Genomic DNA, 20,704 nt, shown 5'->3' with positions numbered 1-20,704 from the left:
AGAGCAAACGTGATGTGCCTGGGAACTTGAGTGAATATACTTTGCAGTTAAGTCTATTTAATCAAGAAAATAACCATCCCGACAGGGATTCGTTATGAATCTCCTCGGCTTTAGCCAGGAGAGCGTCAACAAATTCTATTTTTAGACGAGGATTAAACAAGTATGATTAAGACTATAATGAGTTTTAACTATATTTGATCTACAGAATGCGAATGCTTAATGAGGATGAGTTACAAGAATTATATTCTCGTGCTGAAGTTTCACCTAGAAAACGAGTTCATTACTTATTCCATAAATCCCATCAGGATAAGGTACAACGCCTGTTAATTGCTCTTGTTAAAGAAAGCTATGTTGAGCCTCATTATCATGAATTAGCTCATCAATGGGAGATGTTTACTGTTATCAAAGGTGAGATTTCAATCAATATTTTTGATGATACAGGCTCCATTAAAAAAACTTTCATTGTCAACGCTAATGATCCTTTACCTTTAGTTGAATTTGCTCCTGGTGAAATTCATAGTGTCGAATGTTTATCTGAACAAGCATTGCTATTAGAGGTAAAAGAAGGTCCTTTTGAGCAAAAATTTGCCAAAGCACATCCAGCCTTTTCCAAATAAAACTATGGCATTACAAAAAATGGTTAGGACACATAGATTTTTGTTTTAGGGAACAGGGAAAAGGGAAACAGGCAACGCCAAATAAATAAAATCTCCTAACATTAATGCGTAGTGCTATAGAAATGATTGACAGTTTGATACGGTTTATAAGATTATTTTGGCATGAAAAATTTTAGTTATTAATTGGTATTATTAACACAATAATCTAAATCTAACAATACATAAGGAACCAGTTCTTTAAACCATTTATCCCAAATCGGTTTAGTATTTTTGCTACCAATAAATTCATTAACTATTCCTAACCATTCCTGATCATTTTCGGGCAAAATCATACCATAAAATTCACAAGTTAGGGGACGATTTGGAATTATTTTATAGTTGTCTAAGCTTAAATTTTCTTGTTTCATTTTTCCTAGTAATAAAATACCATCATCGGCAAATAAATCAATTTGGTCATTGATAACTTTTTCTATCCCTTCCCTCGAAGCATTATTGCCTTCAAAATAAATAATTTCTGTTTGTTTATATTTTTCTTGGATAAATCTTTCTGTTGTTGTATTTCTTAATACCCCAATCTTTTTACCTTCTAATTGTCCAGAACTTCTAATATTAATTGGATTATCTTTTTTGACAAAGAATTGTGTTCCGCTAATAAAAAATATGTTAGAAAAGCTAACGCCATCAATATTATTATCAATGGTATTAGGTCCACATTCCAGATGAACAATGTTATCCTTAACTAAATTAAATCTCGTTTGTTCTGTTGAAGGAATTGTAATAACATCTACCGACAATTGAACATTATATTTGTTTTGTAAATATTGGCTAAATTCTCGAATAAAATCACCACAGTAACCTGTATAATTTCCCTGTTCATCTAGATAACCAAAGGGAGGTGTATCTAATCTTAGTCCTACTTTAATAATTCCTGTTCTTTTTATTTCTTCTAAGATAGTTTCTTGGGATTCTTGTTGAGAAGCAACCACAGTTTTCGGAATAATAGGAGTGGGTGGTTTCCCGTCATAAGAAGCTTGTAATTGTTGAGGAGTAAGATTTTTAATTAGGTGAACTTTAAGTCTTTCTTGACTAATTTCTTGATGGTAAGAACTGGTTAAATAAGAACTATATTGATCATCTTCAGTTAAATGTAATTTGAAGAAAGCTACTGCTAAACTATTAAAATAAGGCCGTCCTAAATCCGCATTATTTCCTAGTAAGAATTCTGGTAAAGTTTCCACTCCTTGGGTATCAGGTTGTAAGATAGTAGAAAAATGAGTTCCTGGCACTAATAAAGATAGGTATTTTTGAGGACTTTTTATCCAAACAAAGGGATGTATTTGTTCTTGAATGGTGGGCGAAACCAGATCCTTACTTCCTGCAACCATTAAAATAGGGATATCAATTTTACCCATACCTTCCGGTCCAAAAATAACACTACTTAAAGGATGTAATGCTATCACAGTCTTGATTCTAGGATCTTTAAAATTATAATTACCTGGAGGTAAATAATCAGCACGACATTGTAATAAACCAGCCGGATTAAGAATTAAATTGGTGTCTTGACAAATTTCTTTTAGTCGTGGAAGATTGATAGTTGCCCCTGCCAAACTTAAAGCAGTTACGCCTCCTAAAGAATGTCCTAAAACACCAATTCTTTCTAGATCAATTTGTTGACTCCACTGCGAATCAGTTTTAACTAAAGTTTCAATTTCATCTAATAATTCTCTAATATCAGAAGGACGACTAATATATTCAAAAGGACTAATATCAATGCGTATATTTCCCTCTAAAAAACTTTCTCTATAAGCCAAATCGCTACCTAAATGTTGAGGAATAGCAACCGCAAAACCATAAGAAGCTAAATGTTGAGCAATTTGATAATTATCAGGATAAGAACCAAACCCATGACTAATAATTACTAAAGGGGCAGGTTTTTCTAGATTTTTAGGTAGATAAAAATCCACATTTAAAGAATAGGAAGGAGATAGTCCTAAAGGAGTTTGTCTAATCTTATTAATTTCAAACTTGCGAGAGGTTTTGATAACTTCTATGTCCCCCGTTTCAACTAAATCAGGTAATATTTCTTGATTTATTTCTTCCTCATTAGCTGCTTCTAATTTTCCTTGTTGAGCGATCGCTTCTACAGTAGCATCTCCATACTCGAATAAAGTAGCAAATTCTTGAGCTAAATCAAACAGTAAATCGGTGTTAATGCGAATATCTTGCCGAGGAAAATACCGCATAACATTAATTAAGGTTAGTCCTTCAGATTCATCCAATGCAGCTAAAACTAAAGCAGAACGGAGTCCATAAAAACCATTAACATTCCCCTCCATTTGAACAAGTTGTCCCATGCGTTTTAGTAATGCTTCCCCTATTCCTCGTCGTAATAAACGAGAAACCATAACGGGGTCAGCATCAAACCTTTGATTCAAAACTTGACGCAAATTTTCCAAAGTTTTCGCATCTAAGTTATTCGCATATAAAGCAAAATCTCGATTAATTTTGCCTTCTTTGGCAAATGCTTCTAGAGAATCTACAGATACAGAAAAATCCCCCAGTACAGAAAGAGAAAAAACCACCCTTTCTGCACCATAAACAGGGAGATTATCTCCCCACAGAGGAAATAATCCTAAGCTAAAACAGAGTCCAGTTGATAGTATCTTGGTTAACTTATGACCTAAAAAATAATCTTTCATCTATAGCATTACAAAAAATGGTTAGGACACATAGATTTTAGTTTTGGGGAACAGGGAACGGGAAAAAATCAGTAATTATCCATTGTCCATTATCTAAGCTCTTAAAGCTGGTTTATAATTCAAGACCCGAATCAAAGTCCCTTCTTTGGGTAAATCTTCAAATCTCAAGCGCATTTGATTATTATTAACCTGCTTAATATTCATGTCTTCAACTAATTCCAAGAAACCAGCTAAGGGATCAATATCACAAGTTTCCTCATCGGCCGCTGACGTGCGATAATGAGTAGGGATCATAACTTTAGGGCGCAACGTTTCCATTGCTTGTTTTCCCTCAGTCGCATTATAGGCTTTTGGACCGCCCCCAACAGGAATTAAAGCCACATCTGGACTACCTAATAAAATTTTCCGTTCGAGATCAATGGGGCCCGCAGCACCTCCTAAATGGACTACACGGATACCCCCTTGAGTCCAACGCCAAGCGACATTAGTTCCGAAACGTTTACCCCCCTCGCGATCGTGGGCAATACCAACCCCCTGAAGTCGAAAACCATTAATTTCGTAAACCCCTGGTTCATACAATACTTTGGGGTTTCCTGGCAAATTTTCGGCTGCCCCTTCGTCCCACATTTGGCTACTAATAATCACCAGATCAGCTTCAACCTGGGGTAAACGATAACCGGCCGTACAACCGATCGCCCGAAAAGGGTTAGCTAAAATTCTCATACCTCCACCAGTAAATAAAAAGGCAGTATGACCTAAATATTGAATTGATAAAGAATCTTTACTTTGGGCTGAAACTGCTTGAAAACGAGAGGTTACAGACATCCCAGTGGCTGCTATGGCACTCGCCCCAGCATAACGCATAAATTGTCGCCGTTTCATGATTAATGTTAAAAATAGAATTTATTGCGGGTTTAGTAGCTTCAGAAAGTTCTCTAACAGGAATTTTCCTGATGTGGTTAAGATACTTTCTGGATGAAATTGTACCCCTTGAAGGTGCGGATAGTCTTTATGTTGGAGTCCCATAATAGTTCCGTCTTCGGTCCAAGCGGTAATTTCTAGGATATCAGGAAGGGTTTCTCGTTCCACCACTAAACTATGGTAACGGGTGGCTTCAAAAGGATTATCTAACCCTTGAAATACTCCTTGATTATTGTGATAAATAGGGGAAGTTTTGCCGTGCATTAAAATAGGCGCAGAAACAACCTTTCCCCCAAACACTTGCCCCATACTTTGATGGCCTAAACAGACCCCTAAAATGGGAACGGTGGGCCCAAGTTCTTGGAGTAGGGTTAAAGATACTCCTGAGTCTTCGGGGCGGCCTGGCCCTGGAGAAATAACAATGCCATCGGGGTTAAGATGACGAACTTTAGGGAGATCGATTTTGTCATTACGGTAGACTTGGATATCTTCAGCAACTGGCCATTTAAAGCCTAATTCTCCTAAATATTGAACCAAGTTATAGGTAAAACTATCGTAATTATCGATAACGAGAATCAATGCTTATCTCCTCGATGATGGGTTTAAATGCGATCGCTTTTTTCGGCTTAGAAAGGGAAGACGATGGCTACTAAGGGGGGAGCAATAATGAAACTTGCTACCAATAAAGCAGCTAGGGCCGAAATCATTACCGCACCGGCAGCGCAGTCTTTAGCAATTTTCGCTAATTCATGATAAGACTGACCGACGGTTAAATCAACCACTGATTCTAAAGCGGTATTCACTAATTCTAAGACCATAACCAAAGCACAAGTTAAGGCAACTATGGCCATTCCTAGACCATTGATGTGGAGTAATAGTCCAATACTGAGAGCAGTGACTGTCATGGCCGTATGAATGCGGAAATTACGTTGTGTTATGAAAGCGTAAGAAATGCCGGCCCAAGCATATTTAAAGCTGGAAAATAGATTAGGGGCAATGTGCCAAGCAGATTTTTTTCTGATCTCTATGGGGCTTTCTTCTGAGGAATACTGGGCAAGATGGGACTGTGTTAAGGCTGCTGCACTAGGAAAGAAGGGTGTAGCAGGGGGTTGACTCATGTTAAAATCGGCTTTCATAATTTTAAGTTTTACTAAGTTGAGTACAGAATAATTAAATATTTTTACGAAGTCTGTTCAATTAGAACATACAGTGTAGCAATTTTCCATCTAAAGACCGACTAATCTTAATAATGTTTCTTGTTCTTGGAGCATCTCTTGTAAACTTAGTTCATCTGGGTGGTCCCATCCCAACAGATGCAGGAGTCCGTGAGCAGCTAACCAAGCGAGTTCCCGTTTGAGGGTGTGGCCTTGTTTTTGTGCTTGTTTGTCTGCGGTTTCCACAGAAATGACAATATCTCCAAGATAGACAGGTTCTAAATAGTCTTCTGATGGAGTAATCTTAGGGAAATCCCACTCTAGGGTAGCAAATGCCAGCACATCGGTGGGTTTATCTTTCTGACGATATTGGGAGTTTAAGCTTTGAATTTCTTGATTTCCCGTTAATCTTAGGGTTAATTCATAATTAGAGGCAGTGGGTAGATCAAAACCTAGGTTTTTACACCATGTTTGAAACCACTGTTTCCAGGTTTGAGGGGAAATAGGGTCAGGTATTGCCCCTTGCTGCGAATTAACCCAGAAAACGTCTTGAATATTTAGCTCGATCACGAGATTTGAAGTTTCAACAGCTATCATCCTGTTCATACTAGCGGGTTAAATAAGAAATACCTATTAAGAAAGCTAAAAGTCCCACAGTAGTCAGGAAAAAGTGTTTTAGAGATAGTCCTCCCTTGCGAACCATATTACGCATCGCTAGTTTTGTGTAACTGGGTTGAGGTTCATTGTTAGGATTTTCAGCAGTATTTTCTTGGATAGATGGAGGTGTGTTTGTCATGGAAATTTTTCGTATTTTTTCACAAGTTTGTCTTTTAATGTAACAGGTTGTTACGAAAAATCAACAATTTGTAACGGATTGCTCATTGATCGAGATCACCCCTCTATTTTCCAGAGTTTCCAAATTGACCCATAATCCTATCATAATCTTTGCTGTGTCTTTAGTAACAGCTTAGGTTATGGCTTATAATTTATTTTGTGAAGAAAAAACCTAAAATTAGTTGATTTATGGTAAATAATCTAATTATCGCTTTTATACTTATTATTAGTACCGTTGTTTGGGTAGAGATTGTCCGAGACTGTTATCATGTCCTTTCTCATGTTTGGCAACCATTATATCGTCTTCATGGTTGGCATCATAAGGTATTTCGGCCAGACTTGACTCCCATCAGCGAAGAAATTTATCGTAAAGCACACTGGTATAATGATGTTCCGGAAGCTTTGGTGATGCTCACTTTAAGCTTTATTCCTGGCATTATCTGTTATTACTATAACGTTTCTTATGGTTGGTTGGCTTGGTCTGGGTCTATTTATACCTTAACTTTTTTGGGTGGGGCCATGGCCAGAGGTGCAGGAGTTCCCTATGTCGACGAGTTGACCGACATTACTCACCGTCCTGGTAATTTTACCAAACTTCCTGACCCTTGGTTTGTGAATCGTCCTTATCATTGGCGACATCATTTTGATGATCAAAAGGCTTATTATTGTGGCACATTAACTCTAGTTGATAAAATTATGGGAACTTCTTTATCTCTTAAAGGAAAGACTGTTGCTGTTACTGGTGCATCGGGAACGTTAGGTTTAGCTTTATTGAAAGAGTTACGGTTAAATGGGGCTAAAGTTGTTGCTTTTACTTCTCAAAAGAAGACAATCAATTTAGAGATTGATGATCAGTTTTCTCCTGTTAAAACTTTAACTTGGAAAGTGGGGAGAGAAAGCGATTTATTGGATGATTTGGCAAAAGTAGATATTTTAATTATTAATCATGGCATTAATGTTCATGACAAAAGAGATCAAGCGTCTATTATAAATTCTTACGAAGTCAATACTTTTTCGGGTTGGCGATTGATGGAAACTTTCTTTCAAACTATTAAAACCAATAAGGATAAGGTTTGTAAGGAAGTTTGGGTTAATACGTCAGAAGCGGAAGTAAACCCGGCGATTAGTCCTCTTTATGAACTCAGTAAAAGAACCTGGGGAGACTTAATTACACTGCGGCGTTTAGATGCGCCTTGCGTGGTCAGAAAGTTAATTTTGGGACCGTTTAAAAGTAATTTGAATCCTATTGGTGTGATGTCAGCAAATTGGGTTGCTAAGCAAATTATTAAGGGTGCAAAATCGGATATTCGCAATATTATTGTTACCATTAATCCGATTACTTTTATTGCTTTTCCTGTTAAGGAATTTTGTCAAAATTTATATTTTAAATTGTTTACTAAATCATCATAAAAATGAAAAAAGTAGCAGTGTTTGGTAATACTGGTGGGGGTAAATCTACCTTGAGTAGAAAGTTATCTGAGATAACAAATTTACCCCTTTATATCTTAGATAAAATTCAATATAAACCTGGAGGTGTTGAGATTCCTTATGAAGAGTTTAAACAAAATCATGAGGAAATTATCAACAAAAATGAATGGGTAATTGATGGTTTTGGTTCTCTAGAAACTGTCTGGTTAACCTTGGGAAAAGCGGATACTTTGGTTTATATTGATTTACCTTTATCTGTTCATTTTTGGTGGGTAACAAAAAGGTTTATTACAGGTTTTTTTGTTCCCCCAAAAGGTTGGCCAGAAAATAGTCCTTTATTGAAAAGTTCTCTGCAAAGTTATAAAAATCTTTGGTTATGTCATAAGCGTTTAACTCCTAGATATCGTGACTATGTTTTAGAAGCAGAAAAAACAAAAAAAGTTTATCATCTAAAATCAACTAATGACATCAAGTATTTTTACGAATCAATCGCTTAAATTTGTCTTACTTTTCAAAGAAATAATTGTTAATTGTTAATGAAAACTAATCACAATCACCCATGAATTCCTTTGATTTTAGTCACTATTATACCTATCAAGAACTGGTGGATTATCTTCATCAGATGGCTTTGACTTATCCCCAACTGGTAGAATTAAAAACCATTGGGATGAGTTACGCTAAACAAGATATTTGGTTAGCCATTCTCACTAATAAAAATACAGGAAATTATCTGGAAAAACCGGGTTATTGGATTGATGGCAATACCCATGCTGGAGAGATTACAGGGTCAGCAGTTGCCAGTTATATTATTTATCATCTATGCCAGGGGTACTCTGAAGATGATAAACTAACCCGTTTATTGGACAATTACACCATCTATGTTTTACCACGGTTGGCTGTTGATGGAGCAGAAAAATACTTAACTTCTCCCCATCGTTTACGCTCCTCGATTCGTCCTTATCCCTACGACGATGAACAAGATGGACTGCATCGCCAAGATATTAATGGTGATAACTTGATTTTAGAGATGAGAATTAAGGATGACTGTGGGGCCTGGAAAGTCTCAGAACAAGATTCTCGTTTGATGATACGACGTGAACCAGAAGAATTTGGAGGGGAATACTACACCATCTTACCTGAAGGGGAAATCCGCAATTATGACGGCTATTCTGTTAAATTAGCTCCCCCCCTGGAAGGGATGGACTTTAACCGCAATTATCCCCATCTATGGGCCCCAGAAGGCACTCAAAAAGGAGCAGGTGATTTTCCTTTTTCTGAACCTGAAACCCGTGCTGAAGCTGAATTTTGGCAGAAAAACCGTAATATTAATGGCTTTATTAGTTATCATACCTATTCTGCTGTAATTCTCCGTCCTTACAGCACCCATCCTGATGAGGATTTCCCGGTAGAAGATTTAGAAATCTATAAACTTTTAGGGGAGAAGGGGAAGACAATAACAGGGTATGAATGTGTTTCTGTTTATCATGATTTTCGTTATCATCCCAAAGATGTCACTTATGGGGTAATGGATGACTATGGTTACGATCATTTTGGTTGGTTTGGCTTCACAATTGAGTTATGGGATGCAGCTACAGAAGCAGGAATAAAAAAAGATCATTATGTAGAATGGAATCGTTGGCACCCTCCTGAAGATGAGTTGAAATTATTACAATGGAATGATGAAAACTTACAGGGAAAAGGGTTTATTCCTTGGCAACCGTTTGACCATCCTCAGTTGGGAAAAGTAGAAATTGGAGGATGGGATTATAAAAAGGTTTGGCAAAATGCTCCTATAAAATATTTACCCGATTTGTGCAAAAAACAATGTGATTTTGCTATCAGTCTCGCTTTAATGTGTCCTCGTTTAGGGATTTCTCGTACCGATGTAACTTATGTTGGAGGAGACATTTATCATCTTGTTCTAGAGGTAGAAAATCAGGGATTTTTGCCCACTTATACTAGCAAAAAAGCCTTAGAACGTAAGGTGGTCAGACCAATTGAAGTCATTTTATCTTTACCTGATGGGGTAAGTTTAATTAGTGGGAACTTAGAACTCGAAATGGACCATTTAGAAGGACGTTCTAATAAAGCATTAAGTTGGTTGGCCAAAGGAACAGATTACCGTCGTCATCTAGAATGGGTTGTAAAAAGTACCACGGAAACTGTTGTTGATGTAACTGTTTGTTCAGAACGAGCAGGTAAAGTCAAAGGTTGTTTTTCCTTAACATCTAGTTAGGATTTGCTGAAAAAGTTACTCAAAAATTTATGCCACTTTTGATGAATTCTGAGTATCTTGGCCAAGAAATTGAAACAAAAAACAGCTTTTTATCTTAGCATAAAACGTTTTTACAAGAGGTCTTATACCAAATCCGGTTTAGATACCCCCCTTATCTTTCTAGTTGAGGAGGGTGGGGAGTGTGGGAGGTGTGGGAGGTGTGGGAGGAAAGATAGCAAAACAATAAAGAGGTTTTGACAATCGGATTTGGTCTTATTTCTTATTCTAAACCATGATTATTTATAGATATCATAGCTAATTATGACATAATTTTTTAGATTCAAAGAGGTTAAAGAAATCAATAATTTTTCTCGTATATTTTTCAGCAGCAATATTAGTAATCTATAAACTTTAATAAAATCAGGAATAATATTTATAGTTACATGGTTTAAATATTTGCTAAAATTAAAATAGTAAGTAAGAATCAAGCAATATTATTAGGTATTAAACTTATGAGTGATACATCCACCGTTACCTATACTACCGCAGAAATCCTTAAACGTATTGAGGATAAGATAGACAGCAACCACAAAGAAATGAGGCAAGAGATTAAAGAAGTTAAGCAAGAAATTGAAGAATTCAAAAAAGACGTTAATGATAAATTAGATAAAGTTAATGAACGTCTCAATAATTTAGAAGTTGGACTAGGAACTTTAACCGAGAAAGTTGAAGGAATGGATAAGCGACTACAAAATGTAGAAGGAACCCAAAAAAATCAGATTTGGGCGTTAATTGTTATTGTCGCTAGTGCTATAATTACGGGTGGAGCAAAATTATTTTTTACACCTAACCTTTGATGAAGTCAACCCACCCCTAACCCCTCCCAGGAGGGGAATTAAGAAGTTATAATGACTTTGATAATATAGGAATTAGGTTTCAGTTGTGAGAAAATAAGCTTTCTGTGTTTAACATTGTTAAACCCCTACAAGGATGTATTTGTCGGGATATAATACTATTATTTCCTGATATATTCTCGCTTCTCATATATCATTACTGACTGGTATATGTAATGTAGGGGCTTAATATCATTAAGCCGAAGCCAAGTAATATAATACAATACAATTAAATTTGATAATTAACACCCTCATGAGATTCCTCTTCCCTCGGAATGACAATTAACATGAATGAAGAACAATCACAAAAATACGTTAATTTAATCGAAGAATTACTCAACTGTCCTCAAGGGGAAGAACCCAATATACTGCAAGAAAATGAGGAGTTAATTAATCAAGAGTTTATCGAAATAGTTAACCAATATGCAGACTGGTTAGAACAACAAAAACCAGAAAGCAATAATGCTCCTTGGTTACGCCATTTTATATTAAAAGAATATGCAAAGCGAAAAAAAAATAATATCCAAGACTATCAAAACTTTTTCTTAGAAGTATTACAAGCAGAATGGAAGAGTAATGATCCTGCGGTGGTTTATCCCATTCTAAAAAAGCATAAACACCTATTAGATGATCTCTTTGGCCAAGTGTTGCAACGATGGACGAAAAATACCGTTTCTCAAATCAACCCAGAAAAAGCTGCTTTGATAGTAGGAGTGATTCAAAATTTATGTACTGATATTATGGAGTTTCCTTTAGGAAGTCGGGCGAATAATATAGAAATTGCTATTAAAGGGTATAAAACTGTGTTAGAAATGCGTCCCCGTGAAACAATGGCAGAAAAATGGGCGCAAACACAAAATCATCTGGGGAATGCTTATAGCCAACGCATCCGAGGGAAAAGGGCCGATAATTTAGAAGATGCGATCCAAGCTTATCAGAGGTCTTTAGAAGTTAGAACCCGTGATGCTTTTCCTCAACAATGGGCGCAAACACAAAATAATCTGGGGACTGCTTATAGCGATCGCATCCGAGGGAAAAGGGCCGATAATTTAGAAAATGCGATCCAAGCTTATCAGAGGTCTTTAGAAGTTAGAACCCGTGACGCTTTTCCTCAAAAATGGGCGCAAACACAAAATAATCTGGGGAATGCTTATAGTCAACGCATCCGAGGGGAAAGGGCTAATAATTTAGAAAATGCGATCCACGCTTATCAGAAGTCTTTAGAAATCTATAACTATGACAATTTTCCTTATGAATGGGCCAGCACACAAAATAATCTGGGGAATGCTTATAATCAACGCATCCGAGGGGAAAAGGCCGATAATTTAGAAGATGCGATCGAAGCTTATCAGAGGTCTTTAGAAGTCTATACCCGTGACGCTTTTCCTTTTTATTGGGCAAGATCACAAAATAATCTGGGGAATGCTTATAAAAATCGCATCAGAGGGGAAAGGGCCGATAATTTAGAAGATGCAATCCAAGCTTATCAGAGGTCTTTAGAAGTCTATACCCGTGACGCTTTTCCTTATGAATGGGCCACCACACAAAATAATCTGGGGTTTGCTTATAGCGATCGCATTAAAGAAGATTCTAGCGATAATTTAGAAATGGCTATTTCTTGTTATCAACAAGCGTTAAACATTCACACCTTGAAAAGTTTTCCTTTGGACTGGGCAAACACCCAATATAATCTAGCTAATGCTTATCTTAAGCGCAGTATTGGGGATGAAACAGATAATTTAGATCAAGCTATTATTTGTTATGAAAATGTTTTAAAAGTTTATACAGGTAAGACCTTTCCTGATTATTGGGCGCAGATAAAATATAATTTAGGTAATAGTTATCGGCAACGGTTTCAACTGCTTAACAACCCGGAAGATATTAAAGAAGCGATTCTTGTTTATCAACAAGCAAAAGATATCTTGGAAAAAACAGCCAATGCTGATTTAATTTTTGATAGTTACTATCAGTTAGGCAGAACATTTTTTGAAGGAGGATATTATCCAGAAGCGATTAAACACTTAGAAAGCTGTAGTCAAACCTATCGCAAAAGCAAAAATGTTCCCCATTTAGCCCCTATTTTATTTGAATTAGCCCGTGTTTATCATCGCATTAGTGTCTTAGAAAAAGCCAGACTCCATTTTAAAGATTCCTTGCGTCTTTTTCGTCGTTTAGGGGATGAAGAAAACACCTATTCTGTTACCGTTGCCCTCAGTAACTTAGAAATACAAACAGGAAAAATTGAACAAGCTTATGACCATTTAAAAGAGGCACAAACCTATTATCAAAACCATCCCGATCCGCAACTACTCGAAGAAATTAACAACCTTTTGAACATACTAGAATTAAGCTAAAATGTCAAGACTAAAAAAACATAATGATAACCTAAAAAAATGGGGACTAAAAGAAAATCCTTTTCGTCCTACTCCTCCGGATGATCCCGAAAAATTAGCACAGATTTTTTATGGAAGGGATGAGGTTTTAGATATCGCCATTCCTACTCTTTACGAAGGAAGAAATATCTTAATTAGAGGGGCGTGGGGTATTGGAAAAACTGCCTTGATTTTTAACTTAATTAATCAGTTACAGCAGGAAGTTGCCGAAATTAATGAACAAATGTTAGTTCTGTATTTAAGTAGTATTCCTGGGGATAGCAGTGACGAATTTTACCGCGCTTTATTATTAGGTATTGCCGATAGTTTAGCGGACAAAGATGAAGAAGCAAAAGACATCACTGATACTTTGTTAGGTTATTCTATCCAAAATCCAAAAACCACCATAGAAGGACAAGTTAAACTAGGTATACTCTCCTTTGGCAAAAGACAAGAATCAACATCAAATAAAGTTAGCCCTACTGATAACATTGATCCTTATCCTTTACTGATTCGTTTGCTTAATAAAGCGGAAAAAATCTATTCTCGTGTTGTTATTGCCATTGATGATTTCGATAAAAAAGAAACTATTGTTGTACAGAGTATTTTAGAAAGTAGTTTAGATTTGTTTCGCATGGGAAAAAATAGGGGCTTTATTATGACGGGAAGAGGGTTTACAGAACTACAAGATTCTACCCTTAAAAGTTTAGGCATTTTTTCTGAAGATATTCCCCTAAAACTCATGAGTCAAGATGACTTAAAGCAGATTATGATTAACTATCTTAATAGTGTTAGAGATGAACAAAGAAATGATACTTATCCCTTCACAGAAGAGGTAACTAACTTAATTACTGGATATGCACAGGGAGTTCCCCGACAATTAAATGTTATTTGCGAAAAAGTATTAAGAAAAGCTGCCTCACAAGATTATGAAACCATAGATGAAACAGCATTTAATGAAATTTGGTACAGCTTACAAACAGAATTTACTTATCGGTTAAGTCCACAGTTTCGTCACCTATTATATGTTGCTGATGAAGCAGGAGGAATCAGTGAAAATATTTCCGATGCAACATTAGATAAACTAGACGCATTGACCTTTGTTGAACTATTACCACAATTCAAAACTATGGAAGAACAAGGATTATTAATTCGTCAAGAAGATGAAAAAGGATTTCGCTTTTTACCTTCCCCATTATTTCAACAAAAATTAATTGCTGAATCTGAATCTGAGTCATAATTTAACAGATATAATAATCAGGTTTCAGTTGTGAGAAAATCAATCGTCTGGGTTTAACATTGTTAAACCCCTACAAGGACGTATTTGTAGAAATATAATACTATTATGTACTAATCTATAAGATATCTTTTTTATGATTTACTGTTCCCTATTCCCTGTTCCCTGTTCCCTAAAACAAAAATCTATTGACCTGAGTTCGATATAAGGAAATTTCGAGAAAACTGACTCAAATAAGAATTCTCAAACCTTCATTCTCTCGTTAAAAAATTTATAACTCCTAACTCCGAACTCACGTTATTGAGTCTCCTTATGTCTTACAATAATAAGTAGAATAGTTGTTATTTTTTGAATAATTATGAGAGAAAAAGTTATTGATTGGTTAAAAAATAATGTTTCGGAACATCGTTTGCAACACATTTTAGGAGTTGAAAAAATGTGTGAACAATTAGCAATTTATCATAAAATTGACCCTGAAAAAGCTGCAAAAGCAGGATTAATGCACGACTTAGCCAAGTTTTTCCCACCACCTAAACTATTAGCAATGGCTAAAAAAGAAAACAATGAAATTGATGAAATTTGTTTACTTAACCCCCATCTTTTACACGCAGATGCAAGCGCAATTATAGCTAGAGAAACTTTTGGGGTAAAAGATGAAGACATTTTAAATGCGATTCGTAACCATACTTTAGGTAAACCTGAAATGAGTCATCTTAGTTGTATTGTCTTTATTGCTGATGCTTTAGAACCAAATAGAGGGAATAACTCAGAATTAGAAAAAATGCGTAAAGTAAGTTCGACTAATCTTTATAAAAGTGTGCAACAAACTTGTGAATATTCTCTACAATATCTAATAAAACACAATAAAACTATTCATCCTAGAGCTATTTTAACCCGTAATTGGGCATTACATAAAGTAAGAGCTAAGCATTAAAAAATATTAACTTGTGAGAGATTTAAGAACACAATTTTTAATATTTTTATTTAAGTATCTATTCTAAGATCAAGAATAACTAAACAGGAGAGAAAAGTTTATGTTTATTACTAGAATTACAAAAATACTCTTTGTTTGCATCATTTCATTAGTTGTATTTACAACTTCATTAGCAAACGCAGGGCCCGTGATAACATCTCGGGAATATAAATTAATTTTGGTTCCAAGCAACTTTAATGGTAGCAACCCAGAGAATGCAGTTAATGATTATTGGAGGGAACTTCAGCTACTTGTTGAAGGGGAACCCATTAACATAGATACGAAAGGTTCTCTAACCCTTGCTAAGAACCGCACCGTTACATTTTACGATACACCAGGAACCTGTGAACTAAAAAATAAGGACTTAGTATTTCGTGAAAGAGTTGAAAATGAGGAGCGAGAAGTCGTACTTAAGTTCCGTTCACCTGATAGATATATTGCTGGTTCTCTACCTATAAGTGGTGACAAATCTAAGTTTGAAGAAGACATCAGTAAACCTTTTTGTTCCAAGTTTTCTTATTCAGCTAAGAAAACAATTTCAGCCACTAAAAACTTAAATAAAATGGATGATCCTGTGAGACTTTATCCCGAACTGGAAAAATACAAATTTGATATGAATGAAGCAATAAAAGAAGTTAATGGGTTAACCATAAGTGAGAAAGTTTATGAAGGAGGTGAAGTAGATTTAGGTAATAAAGATGGTGAATTTGGTCTAACTTTGTGGTATGATTCTCCAAGTTCCACAGAACCAAAAATTGCTGAAATCTCTTTTAAGTATAAAGATAAAACAAATAAAGAAGATTATTCAGAAAAGGTTGCTAGTGGAGCAAAAAAAGTCTTTACAGCAATGCAGGGAATGAGTAACTGGGTATCGGATAAGTCACAAACAAAGACATCATTTGTTTATGAATATGGGACTATTCCTTTTTGTAATAAAAATTAGAAGATTGTGATGTCTTAAATTGGTAATTTGGGGGGCGAATAAAAACTTAATTAATTAGTTTTAATGATTTATTTAATTATGGGAGTATCAGGCTCAGGAAAGACAACAATAGGTAAAGCTTTAAGTCAAAAATTAGGTTGCACTTTCTATGATGCTGATGATTTTCACCCCCCAGAAAACATTACTAAAATGAGTAAAGGTATTCCCTTGAATGATAGCGATCGCTTACCTTGGTTAAAAGCTATAAAATTGGTTATTAATCAACATCAAAAACAAAATAAAAATTCTGTTATAACTTGTTCAGCATTAAAACAATATTATCGAGATTTATTACAAGAAAATACAACAGATATTATTTTTATTTATTTACAAGGAAGCTATGAAACTATTTTAAAAAGGTTGCAAAATCGTTCAGAACATTTTATGAAAGAAAATATGTTACTTTCTCAATTTAAAACATTAGAAGAACCAGAAAATGCTGTGATTATTGATATCAATTTATCAGTTGAAAAAATTGTACAGGAAATTATTGCTCAAACTTACGCTAAAATAGAAATTAACAATAATTTCTAACTTTTCTCCCAATGATTACCACTTCAAACCCATCTCCACCAACAACAGAACCAAACTATGAGATAATTTTTCCTAAAGGAGAATTTTGGAGTGATGAACCCCCATTGGAAACCTATTTACACCTAACTCAAATTATTTTATTGCTGAAATCTTTACAATGGTTATGGCAAGATAGAAAAGACTATTTTGCAGCAGGAAACCTGACCATTTATTACAGTCCCAATCAGAAAAAATCAGAAGATTTTAGAGGTCCAGATTTTTTTGTAGTGTTGGGAACGAAATGGGATGAAAAACGCAAAAGTTGGGTAGTCTGGGAAGAAGAAGGAAAGTATCCTAATGTAATCATTGAAATTTTATCCGATAGTACCGCAGCAACCGATAGGGGAGAAAAAAAAGAGATTTATCAAGATACATTTAGAACACCAGATTATTTTTGGTTTGACCCTTATACATTAGAGTTTAAAGGTTTTACTTTAATCAGTGGAAAATATCAACCCATTGAACCCAATGAACAAGGATGTTTATGGAGTGAACAATTACAATTATATTTAGGAATATATGAAGATAAATTACGTTATTTTGACATCGATGGGGAATTAGTATCAAGTCCCGAAGAAGCAGCGAGTCAAGAAAGAGAACAAAAAGAATTAGCTTTACAACAACAAGATTATGAAAGAGAACAAAAAGAATTAGCTTTGCAAGAAAATGAACAGTTGAAAGCGAAATTAAGAGAATTAGGAATTAATCCCAATGAAATATAGTTAAAACTTTTCTCATTTAGCATTTAGATTTAGTTTAATTACAAAATATAGATTAATATTTTATTTTGTTTACATTTTATCTTGATTCTTAACTCTTTATTGTCTCTATAATAGGAATTCTACGCTATACTAAACTTACATTCAAGGTTAAATTAATTATATATTATAGAAATTCACTACACTGAAGGCAAAATTTTGCATTGAATTGACATTTTTAAGATGAAACATAATTAATTAATCAAGTACATCGAGGGAAGCTTTATGATTAGTAATTCTCATATTACTCAAGACATTAATCTCAAAAGATTAGAAGAATTACAAATACATTTATGGGGAAAAATTCAACCTCATGGAGTATTATTTGTTCTGGATGAATCTAACCTGAAAATTGTTCAAACCAGCAGCAATACTAAACAATTTTTTGGAATTATACCACAAGAAATTGTTAATCTAACTTTAGATGATATTTTTGATAGTTTTCAAATTGAACAGTTAAGAATAGGATTGGAAAATAATAACCTAGATTTTATTAATCCTACCAAACTTTGGGCAAGAATTGATGGAGATAATTACGTTATTTTTGATGGTGTTTTTCATCGTAATGTCGAAGGATTCTTGATATTAGAATTGGAACCAGCTATTTCTCAAGAGAATATTCCATTTTTAAGTTTTTATCACCTAGCAAAAGCCTCTATTAGTCAATTACAAACTAATGCAAATTTAACAGATTTTTGTCAAATTATTGTCCAAGAAGTTCGGAAAATGACCGGTTTTGATCGAGTCATGTTATACAAATTTGACGAAGATGATCACGGAGAAGTTATAGCAGAAGATAAACTAGCAGAATTAGAACCTTACTTAGGTTTACATTATCCTGCTTCTGATATTCCCTTACCAGCAAGAAGACTATTCAGTTCTAACTATATACGTTTAATTCCAGACGCAAAAGCAACTGGAGTCGATTTATTTCCTAAGTTACACCCCCTAAATGATACAGCGTTAGATTTAACCCATTCGATCCTTAGAAGTCCCTCACCTTGTCATCTCGAATATCTCCATAATATGGGTGTGGGTGCATCTTTAACCATCTCCTTAATAGACGACGGAAAATTATGGGGACTGATCGCTTGTCACCATTTAACACCGAAATATGTTCCCTACGAATTAAGAAAAGCTTGCGAATTTTTGGGACAAGTCGTTTTTTCTGAAATTTCCGCTAAAGAAGAAACAAAAGACTATAATTATCGCATGAAATTAACCGCTATTCAGGGTGCATTAATCGAATCAATGTCCCAAGCAGATACCTTTATTGAAGGGTTAATTAATAGTCATCAAAACCTGCTAGACTTAACTAGTTCTCAAGGAGTTGTAATTTGTGTAGGAGACGAATATAACTTAATAGGAAAAACTCCTAACCAAGAAGAAGTTAAATATTTACTGCAATGGTTGAAAAAAAATGTCGATGAAGAAGTATTTTCTACCCCTTCTTTACCTCATTTATACGCAGATGCGCGCAACTTTAAAAATGTCGCCAGTGGGTTATTAGCAATTAAAATTTCTCACCGTAATTATATCCTCTGGTTCCGTCCCGAAGTAATTCAAACAGTTAATTGGGGAGGAGATCCCTCTAAAGCTTACGAAATGCAGAAAATAGACGGAAATTTGCGCTTATGTCCCCGAAAATCCTTTGAATTATGGAAAGAAACCGTCCGTTTAACTTCCCTGTCTTGGAAACCCATAGAAATTAAAGCCGCATTAGGACTAAAACAAGCGATAGTTAACATTATTCTCCGACAAGCAGACGAATTAGCAGAATTAGCCCACGATTTAGAACTATCTAACGCAGAATTAAAGAAATTTGCCTATGTTGCTTCCCACGACTTACAAGAACCTTTGAACCAAGTCTCCAACTATGTGCAACTGTTAGAAATGCGCTACGATGAAGCATTAGACGAGGATGGCAAAGAATTCATCAATTTTGCCGTGGAAGGGGTCAGCTTGATGCAAACCCTCATAGACGATGTTTTAGCCTATTCTAAGGTGGATATACGCGATATCCAGTTTCAATTGACCGAATCCCAAAGCGCATTGAAAAAAGCGATCGCAAACTTACGGGGACGCATTGCAGAAACAAACGCTATCATTACCCATGATCCTCTACCTACCGTCATGGCTAATAGTACGCAGTTAATACAATTGTTCTTAAACTTAATTTCTAATGCGATAAAATTCCGCAGCGAAACAACCCCGGACATTCATATTCAAGCGCAACGGTTAGAGGATGAATGGTTATTCTCCGTACAAGATAACGGTATTGGGATCGATCCCACGTTTAGCGATCGCATTTTTGTCATCTTTCAACGGTTACACACCCGTGACGAATATCCAGGAACCGGTATGGGTTTAGCTATTTGTAAGAAAATAATCGAGTGCCATCGCGGTAAAATTTGGGTAGAGTCAGAATTGGGCCAGGGTGCAACATTCTATTTCACCATACCAGTAGGAGGTACAGAACGTGATCGCAAGAGAGGGTCAACAAGATAAAATTATCCTCTTAGTAGAAGATTCTAAGGCAGATATTCGTCTAGTTCAAGAAGTCCTTAAAACCAGTACTGTTCCCCATCAATTAATGATAGTTCGGAATGGAATGGATGCGATGGCCTACTTGCGAAAAGACGGGGAGTTTAGCGAGTCTCCCCGTCCTAATTTAATTATTCTAGATTTGAATTTACCTCGCAAGGACGGGAGGGAAGTATTAGCAGAAATTAAGGCCGATCCCGATCTCAAACGTATTCCAGTGATTGTGTTAACAACCTCCAGTAATGATGAGGATATTCAGGAAAGTTATGACCTCTATGTGAACTGTTATATTACTAAATCTCGTAATTTAAAAGACTTGTTTAAATTAGTAAAAGGAATTGAATCTTTTTGGTTAGACATGGTTACTTTACCAGATCATTAAAAACTTCTCTAAATATTCAAGATTTCTTATATATTATGATACTTAATTATAGTCCAGAATAAATTGTGGTCATTTCCTTGAATAAAAAGCTAAGCTAACTATATCAAGCATAGTATTGCTAA

Annotated in this window: 19 protein-coding genes; 13 read left to right on the top strand and 6 right to left on the bottom strand. The window is 35.3% G+C overall.

Features of this window, described 5'->3' with window-relative positions; genetic code table 11:
• The first annotated feature begins 212 nt into the window (after positions 1-212).
• On the top strand, positions 213-617 hold the full coding sequence (locus QNJ66_RS01990; protein ID WP_300502542.1) for a WbuC family cupin fold metalloprotein: 405 nt from the start codon (positions 213-215) through the stop codon (positions 615-617).
• 179 nt (positions 618-796) lie between these two features.
• Here the strand turns inward: QNJ66_RS01990 and QNJ66_RS01985 are convergent, their stop codons facing one another.
• The 6 genes from QNJ66_RS01985 to QNJ66_RS01960 form a co-directional block, all read right to left on the bottom strand.
• On the bottom strand, positions 797-3,316 hold the full coding sequence (locus QNJ66_RS01985) for an alpha/beta hydrolase (protein ID WP_300502540.1): 2,520 nt from the start codon (positions 3,314-3,316) through the stop codon (positions 797-799).
• 93 nt (positions 3,317-3,409) lie between these two features.
• Entirely contained in the window at positions 3,410-4,198 is a 789-nt protein-coding gene (locus QNJ66_RS01980; protein ID WP_300502538.1) for an MBL fold metallo-hydrolase, read from the bottom strand.
• A gap of 21 nt (positions 4,199-4,219) precedes the next feature.
• A complete protein-coding gene (locus QNJ66_RS01975; protein WP_300502536.1) occupies positions 4,220-4,816 on the bottom strand; it encodes an aminodeoxychorismate/anthranilate synthase component II in 597 nt (198 codons plus the stop codon).
• 47 nt (positions 4,817-4,863) lie between these two features.
• The gene (locus tag QNJ66_RS01970) at positions 4,864-5,373 is read right to left on the bottom strand and encodes a diacylglycerol kinase family protein (protein WP_300502534.1); all 510 of its coding nucleotides are present in this window, start codon (positions 5,371-5,373) and stop codon (positions 4,864-4,866) included.
• 90 nt (positions 5,374-5,463) lie between these two features.
• Positions 5,464-5,988: an rRNA maturation RNase YbeY gene (gene ybeY / locus QNJ66_RS01965; protein ID WP_300502532.1), complete on the bottom strand. Its 525-nt coding sequence runs from the start codon at positions 5,986-5,988 to the stop codon at positions 5,464-5,466.
• Between the two features lie 10 nt (positions 5,989-5,998).
• Complete coding sequence (locus QNJ66_RS01960) at positions 5,999-6,187, bottom strand: DUF3285 domain-containing protein (protein ID WP_300502530.1); 189 nt, start codon at positions 6,185-6,187, stop codon at positions 5,999-6,001.
• A gap of 227 nt (positions 6,188-6,414) precedes the next feature.
• Here QNJ66_RS01960 and QNJ66_RS01955 point away from each other — a divergent pair, with 227 nt between their 5' ends.
• The 12 genes from QNJ66_RS01955 (at position 6,415) to QNJ66_RS01900 (ending at position 20,582) form a co-directional block, all read left to right on the top strand.
• Positions 6,415-7,635, top strand: a complete 1,221-nt coding sequence (locus QNJ66_RS01955) for a bifunctional sterol desaturase/short chain dehydrogenase (protein ID WP_300502528.1) — start codon at positions 6,415-6,417, stop codon at positions 7,633-7,635.
• A 2-nt stretch (positions 7,636-7,637) separates the two neighbouring features.
• Positions 7,638-8,150 (top strand): adenylate kinase, encoded by a 513-nt coding sequence (locus QNJ66_RS01950; RefSeq protein ID WP_300502526.1) that lies wholly within the window; start codon positions 7,638-7,640, stop codon positions 8,148-8,150.
• A 62-nt stretch (positions 8,151-8,212) separates the two neighbouring features.
• On the top strand, positions 8,213-9,889 hold the full coding sequence (locus tag QNJ66_RS01945; protein WP_300502524.1) for a M14 family metallopeptidase: 1,677 nt from the start codon (positions 8,213-8,215) through the stop codon (positions 9,887-9,889).
• Between the two features lie 491 nt (positions 9,890-10,380).
• Positions 10,381-10,725: a hypothetical protein gene (locus tag QNJ66_RS01940; protein WP_300502522.1), complete on the top strand. Its 345-nt coding sequence runs from the start codon at positions 10,381-10,383 to the stop codon at positions 10,723-10,725.
• A gap of 323 nt (positions 10,726-11,048) precedes the next feature.
• A complete protein-coding gene (locus tag QNJ66_RS01935) occupies positions 11,049-13,115 on the top strand; it encodes a tetratricopeptide repeat protein (RefSeq protein WP_300502520.1) in 2,067 nt (688 codons plus the stop codon).
• A gap of 1 nt (position 13,116) precedes the next feature.
• Positions 13,117-14,373 carry a P-loop NTPase fold protein gene (locus tag QNJ66_RS01930; RefSeq protein WP_300502518.1) on the top strand — a complete coding sequence of 419 codons (1,257 nt, stop codon included), beginning with the start codon at positions 13,117-13,119 and terminating at the stop codon, positions 14,371-14,373.
• Between the two features lie 355 nt (positions 14,374-14,728).
• Entirely contained in the window at positions 14,729-15,304 is a 576-nt protein-coding gene (gene yqeK / locus QNJ66_RS01925) for a bis(5'-nucleosyl)-tetraphosphatase (symmetrical) YqeK (protein ID WP_300502516.1), read from the top strand.
• A 100-nt stretch (positions 15,305-15,404) separates the two neighbouring features.
• Positions 15,405-16,286 (top strand): hypothetical protein, encoded by an 882-nt coding sequence (locus tag QNJ66_RS01920; protein WP_300502514.1) that lies wholly within the window; start codon positions 15,405-15,407, stop codon positions 16,284-16,286.
• 63 nt (positions 16,287-16,349) lie between these two features.
• Positions 16,350-16,859, top strand: coding sequence for a gluconokinase (locus QNJ66_RS01915; protein WP_300502512.1), 510 nt, complete (start codon positions 16,350-16,352; stop codon positions 16,857-16,859).
• A gap of 11 nt (positions 16,860-16,870) precedes the next feature.
• Positions 16,871-17,620, top strand: coding sequence for a Uma2 family endonuclease (locus tag QNJ66_RS01910; RefSeq protein ID WP_300502510.1), 750 nt, complete (start codon positions 16,871-16,873; stop codon positions 17,618-17,620).
• Between the two features lie 261 nt (positions 17,621-17,881).
• Positions 17,882-20,164, top strand: a complete 2,283-nt coding sequence (locus QNJ66_RS01905; protein ID WP_300502509.1) for an ATP-binding protein — start codon at positions 17,882-17,884, stop codon at positions 20,162-20,164.
• Complete coding sequence (locus QNJ66_RS01900; protein WP_300502507.1) at positions 20,136-20,582, top strand: response regulator; 447 nt, start codon at positions 20,136-20,138, stop codon at positions 20,580-20,582. The genes QNJ66_RS01905 and QNJ66_RS01900 overlap by 29 nt, the downstream gene beginning before the upstream one ends.
• The last annotated feature ends 122 nt before the right edge of the window (positions 20,583-20,704 follow it).

The organism is Crocosphaera sp. (genome assembly GCF_030064895.1).
In the GTDB taxonomy this organism is placed as follows: Bacteria; Cyanobacteriota; Cyanobacteriia; order Cyanobacteriales; family Microcystaceae; genus Crocosphaera.
This window is presented reverse-complemented; position numbering and strand designations above follow the sequence as displayed.

Coding starts and splice junctions, on each gene's coding strand:
- QNJ66_RS01990 (WP_300502542.1), top strand. CDS start 213: ATGCTTAATGAGGATGAGTTACAAGAATTATATTCTCGTGCTGAAGTT.
- QNJ66_RS01985 (WP_300502540.1), bottom strand. CDS start 3,316: ATGAAAGATTATTTTTTAGGTCATAAGTTAACCAAGATACTATCAACT.
- QNJ66_RS01980 (WP_300502538.1), bottom strand. CDS start 4,198: ATGAAACGGCGACAATTTATGCGTTATGCTGGGGCGAGTGCCATAGCA.
- QNJ66_RS01970 (WP_300502534.1), bottom strand. CDS start 5,373: ATGAAAGCCGATTTTAACATGAGTCAACCCCCTGCTACACCCTTCTTT.
- ybeY (WP_300502532.1), bottom strand. CDS start 5,988: ATGATAGCTGTTGAAACTTCAAATCTCGTGATCGAGCTAAATATTCAA.
- QNJ66_RS01960 (WP_300502530.1), bottom strand. CDS start 6,187: ATGACAAACACACCTCCATCTATCCAAGAAAATACTGCTGAAAATCCT.
- QNJ66_RS01955 (WP_300502528.1), top strand. CDS start 6,415: ATGGTAAATAATCTAATTATCGCTTTTATACTTATTATTAGTACCGTT.
- QNJ66_RS01950 (WP_300502526.1), top strand. CDS start 7,638: ATGAAAAAAGTAGCAGTGTTTGGTAATACTGGTGGGGGTAAATCTACC.
- QNJ66_RS01945 (WP_300502524.1), top strand. CDS start 8,213: ATGAATTCCTTTGATTTTAGTCACTATTATACCTATCAAGAACTGGTG.
- QNJ66_RS01940 (WP_300502522.1), top strand. CDS start 10,381: ATGAGTGATACATCCACCGTTACCTATACTACCGCAGAAATCCTTAAA.
- QNJ66_RS01935 (WP_300502520.1), top strand. CDS start 11,049: ATGAATGAAGAACAATCACAAAAATACGTTAATTTAATCGAAGAATTA.
- QNJ66_RS01930 (WP_300502518.1), top strand. CDS start 13,117: ATGTCAAGACTAAAAAAACATAATGATAACCTAAAAAAATGGGGACTA.
- yqeK (WP_300502516.1), top strand. CDS start 14,729: ATGAGAGAAAAAGTTATTGATTGGTTAAAAAATAATGTTTCGGAACAT.
- QNJ66_RS01920 (WP_300502514.1), top strand. CDS start 15,405: ATGTTTATTACTAGAATTACAAAAATACTCTTTGTTTGCATCATTTCA.
- QNJ66_RS01915 (WP_300502512.1), top strand. CDS start 16,350: ATGATTTATTTAATTATGGGAGTATCAGGCTCAGGAAAGACAACAATA.
- QNJ66_RS01910 (WP_300502510.1), top strand. CDS start 16,871: ATGATTACCACTTCAAACCCATCTCCACCAACAACAGAACCAAACTAT.
- QNJ66_RS01905 (WP_300502509.1), top strand. CDS start 17,882: ATGATTAGTAATTCTCATATTACTCAAGACATTAATCTCAAAAGATTA.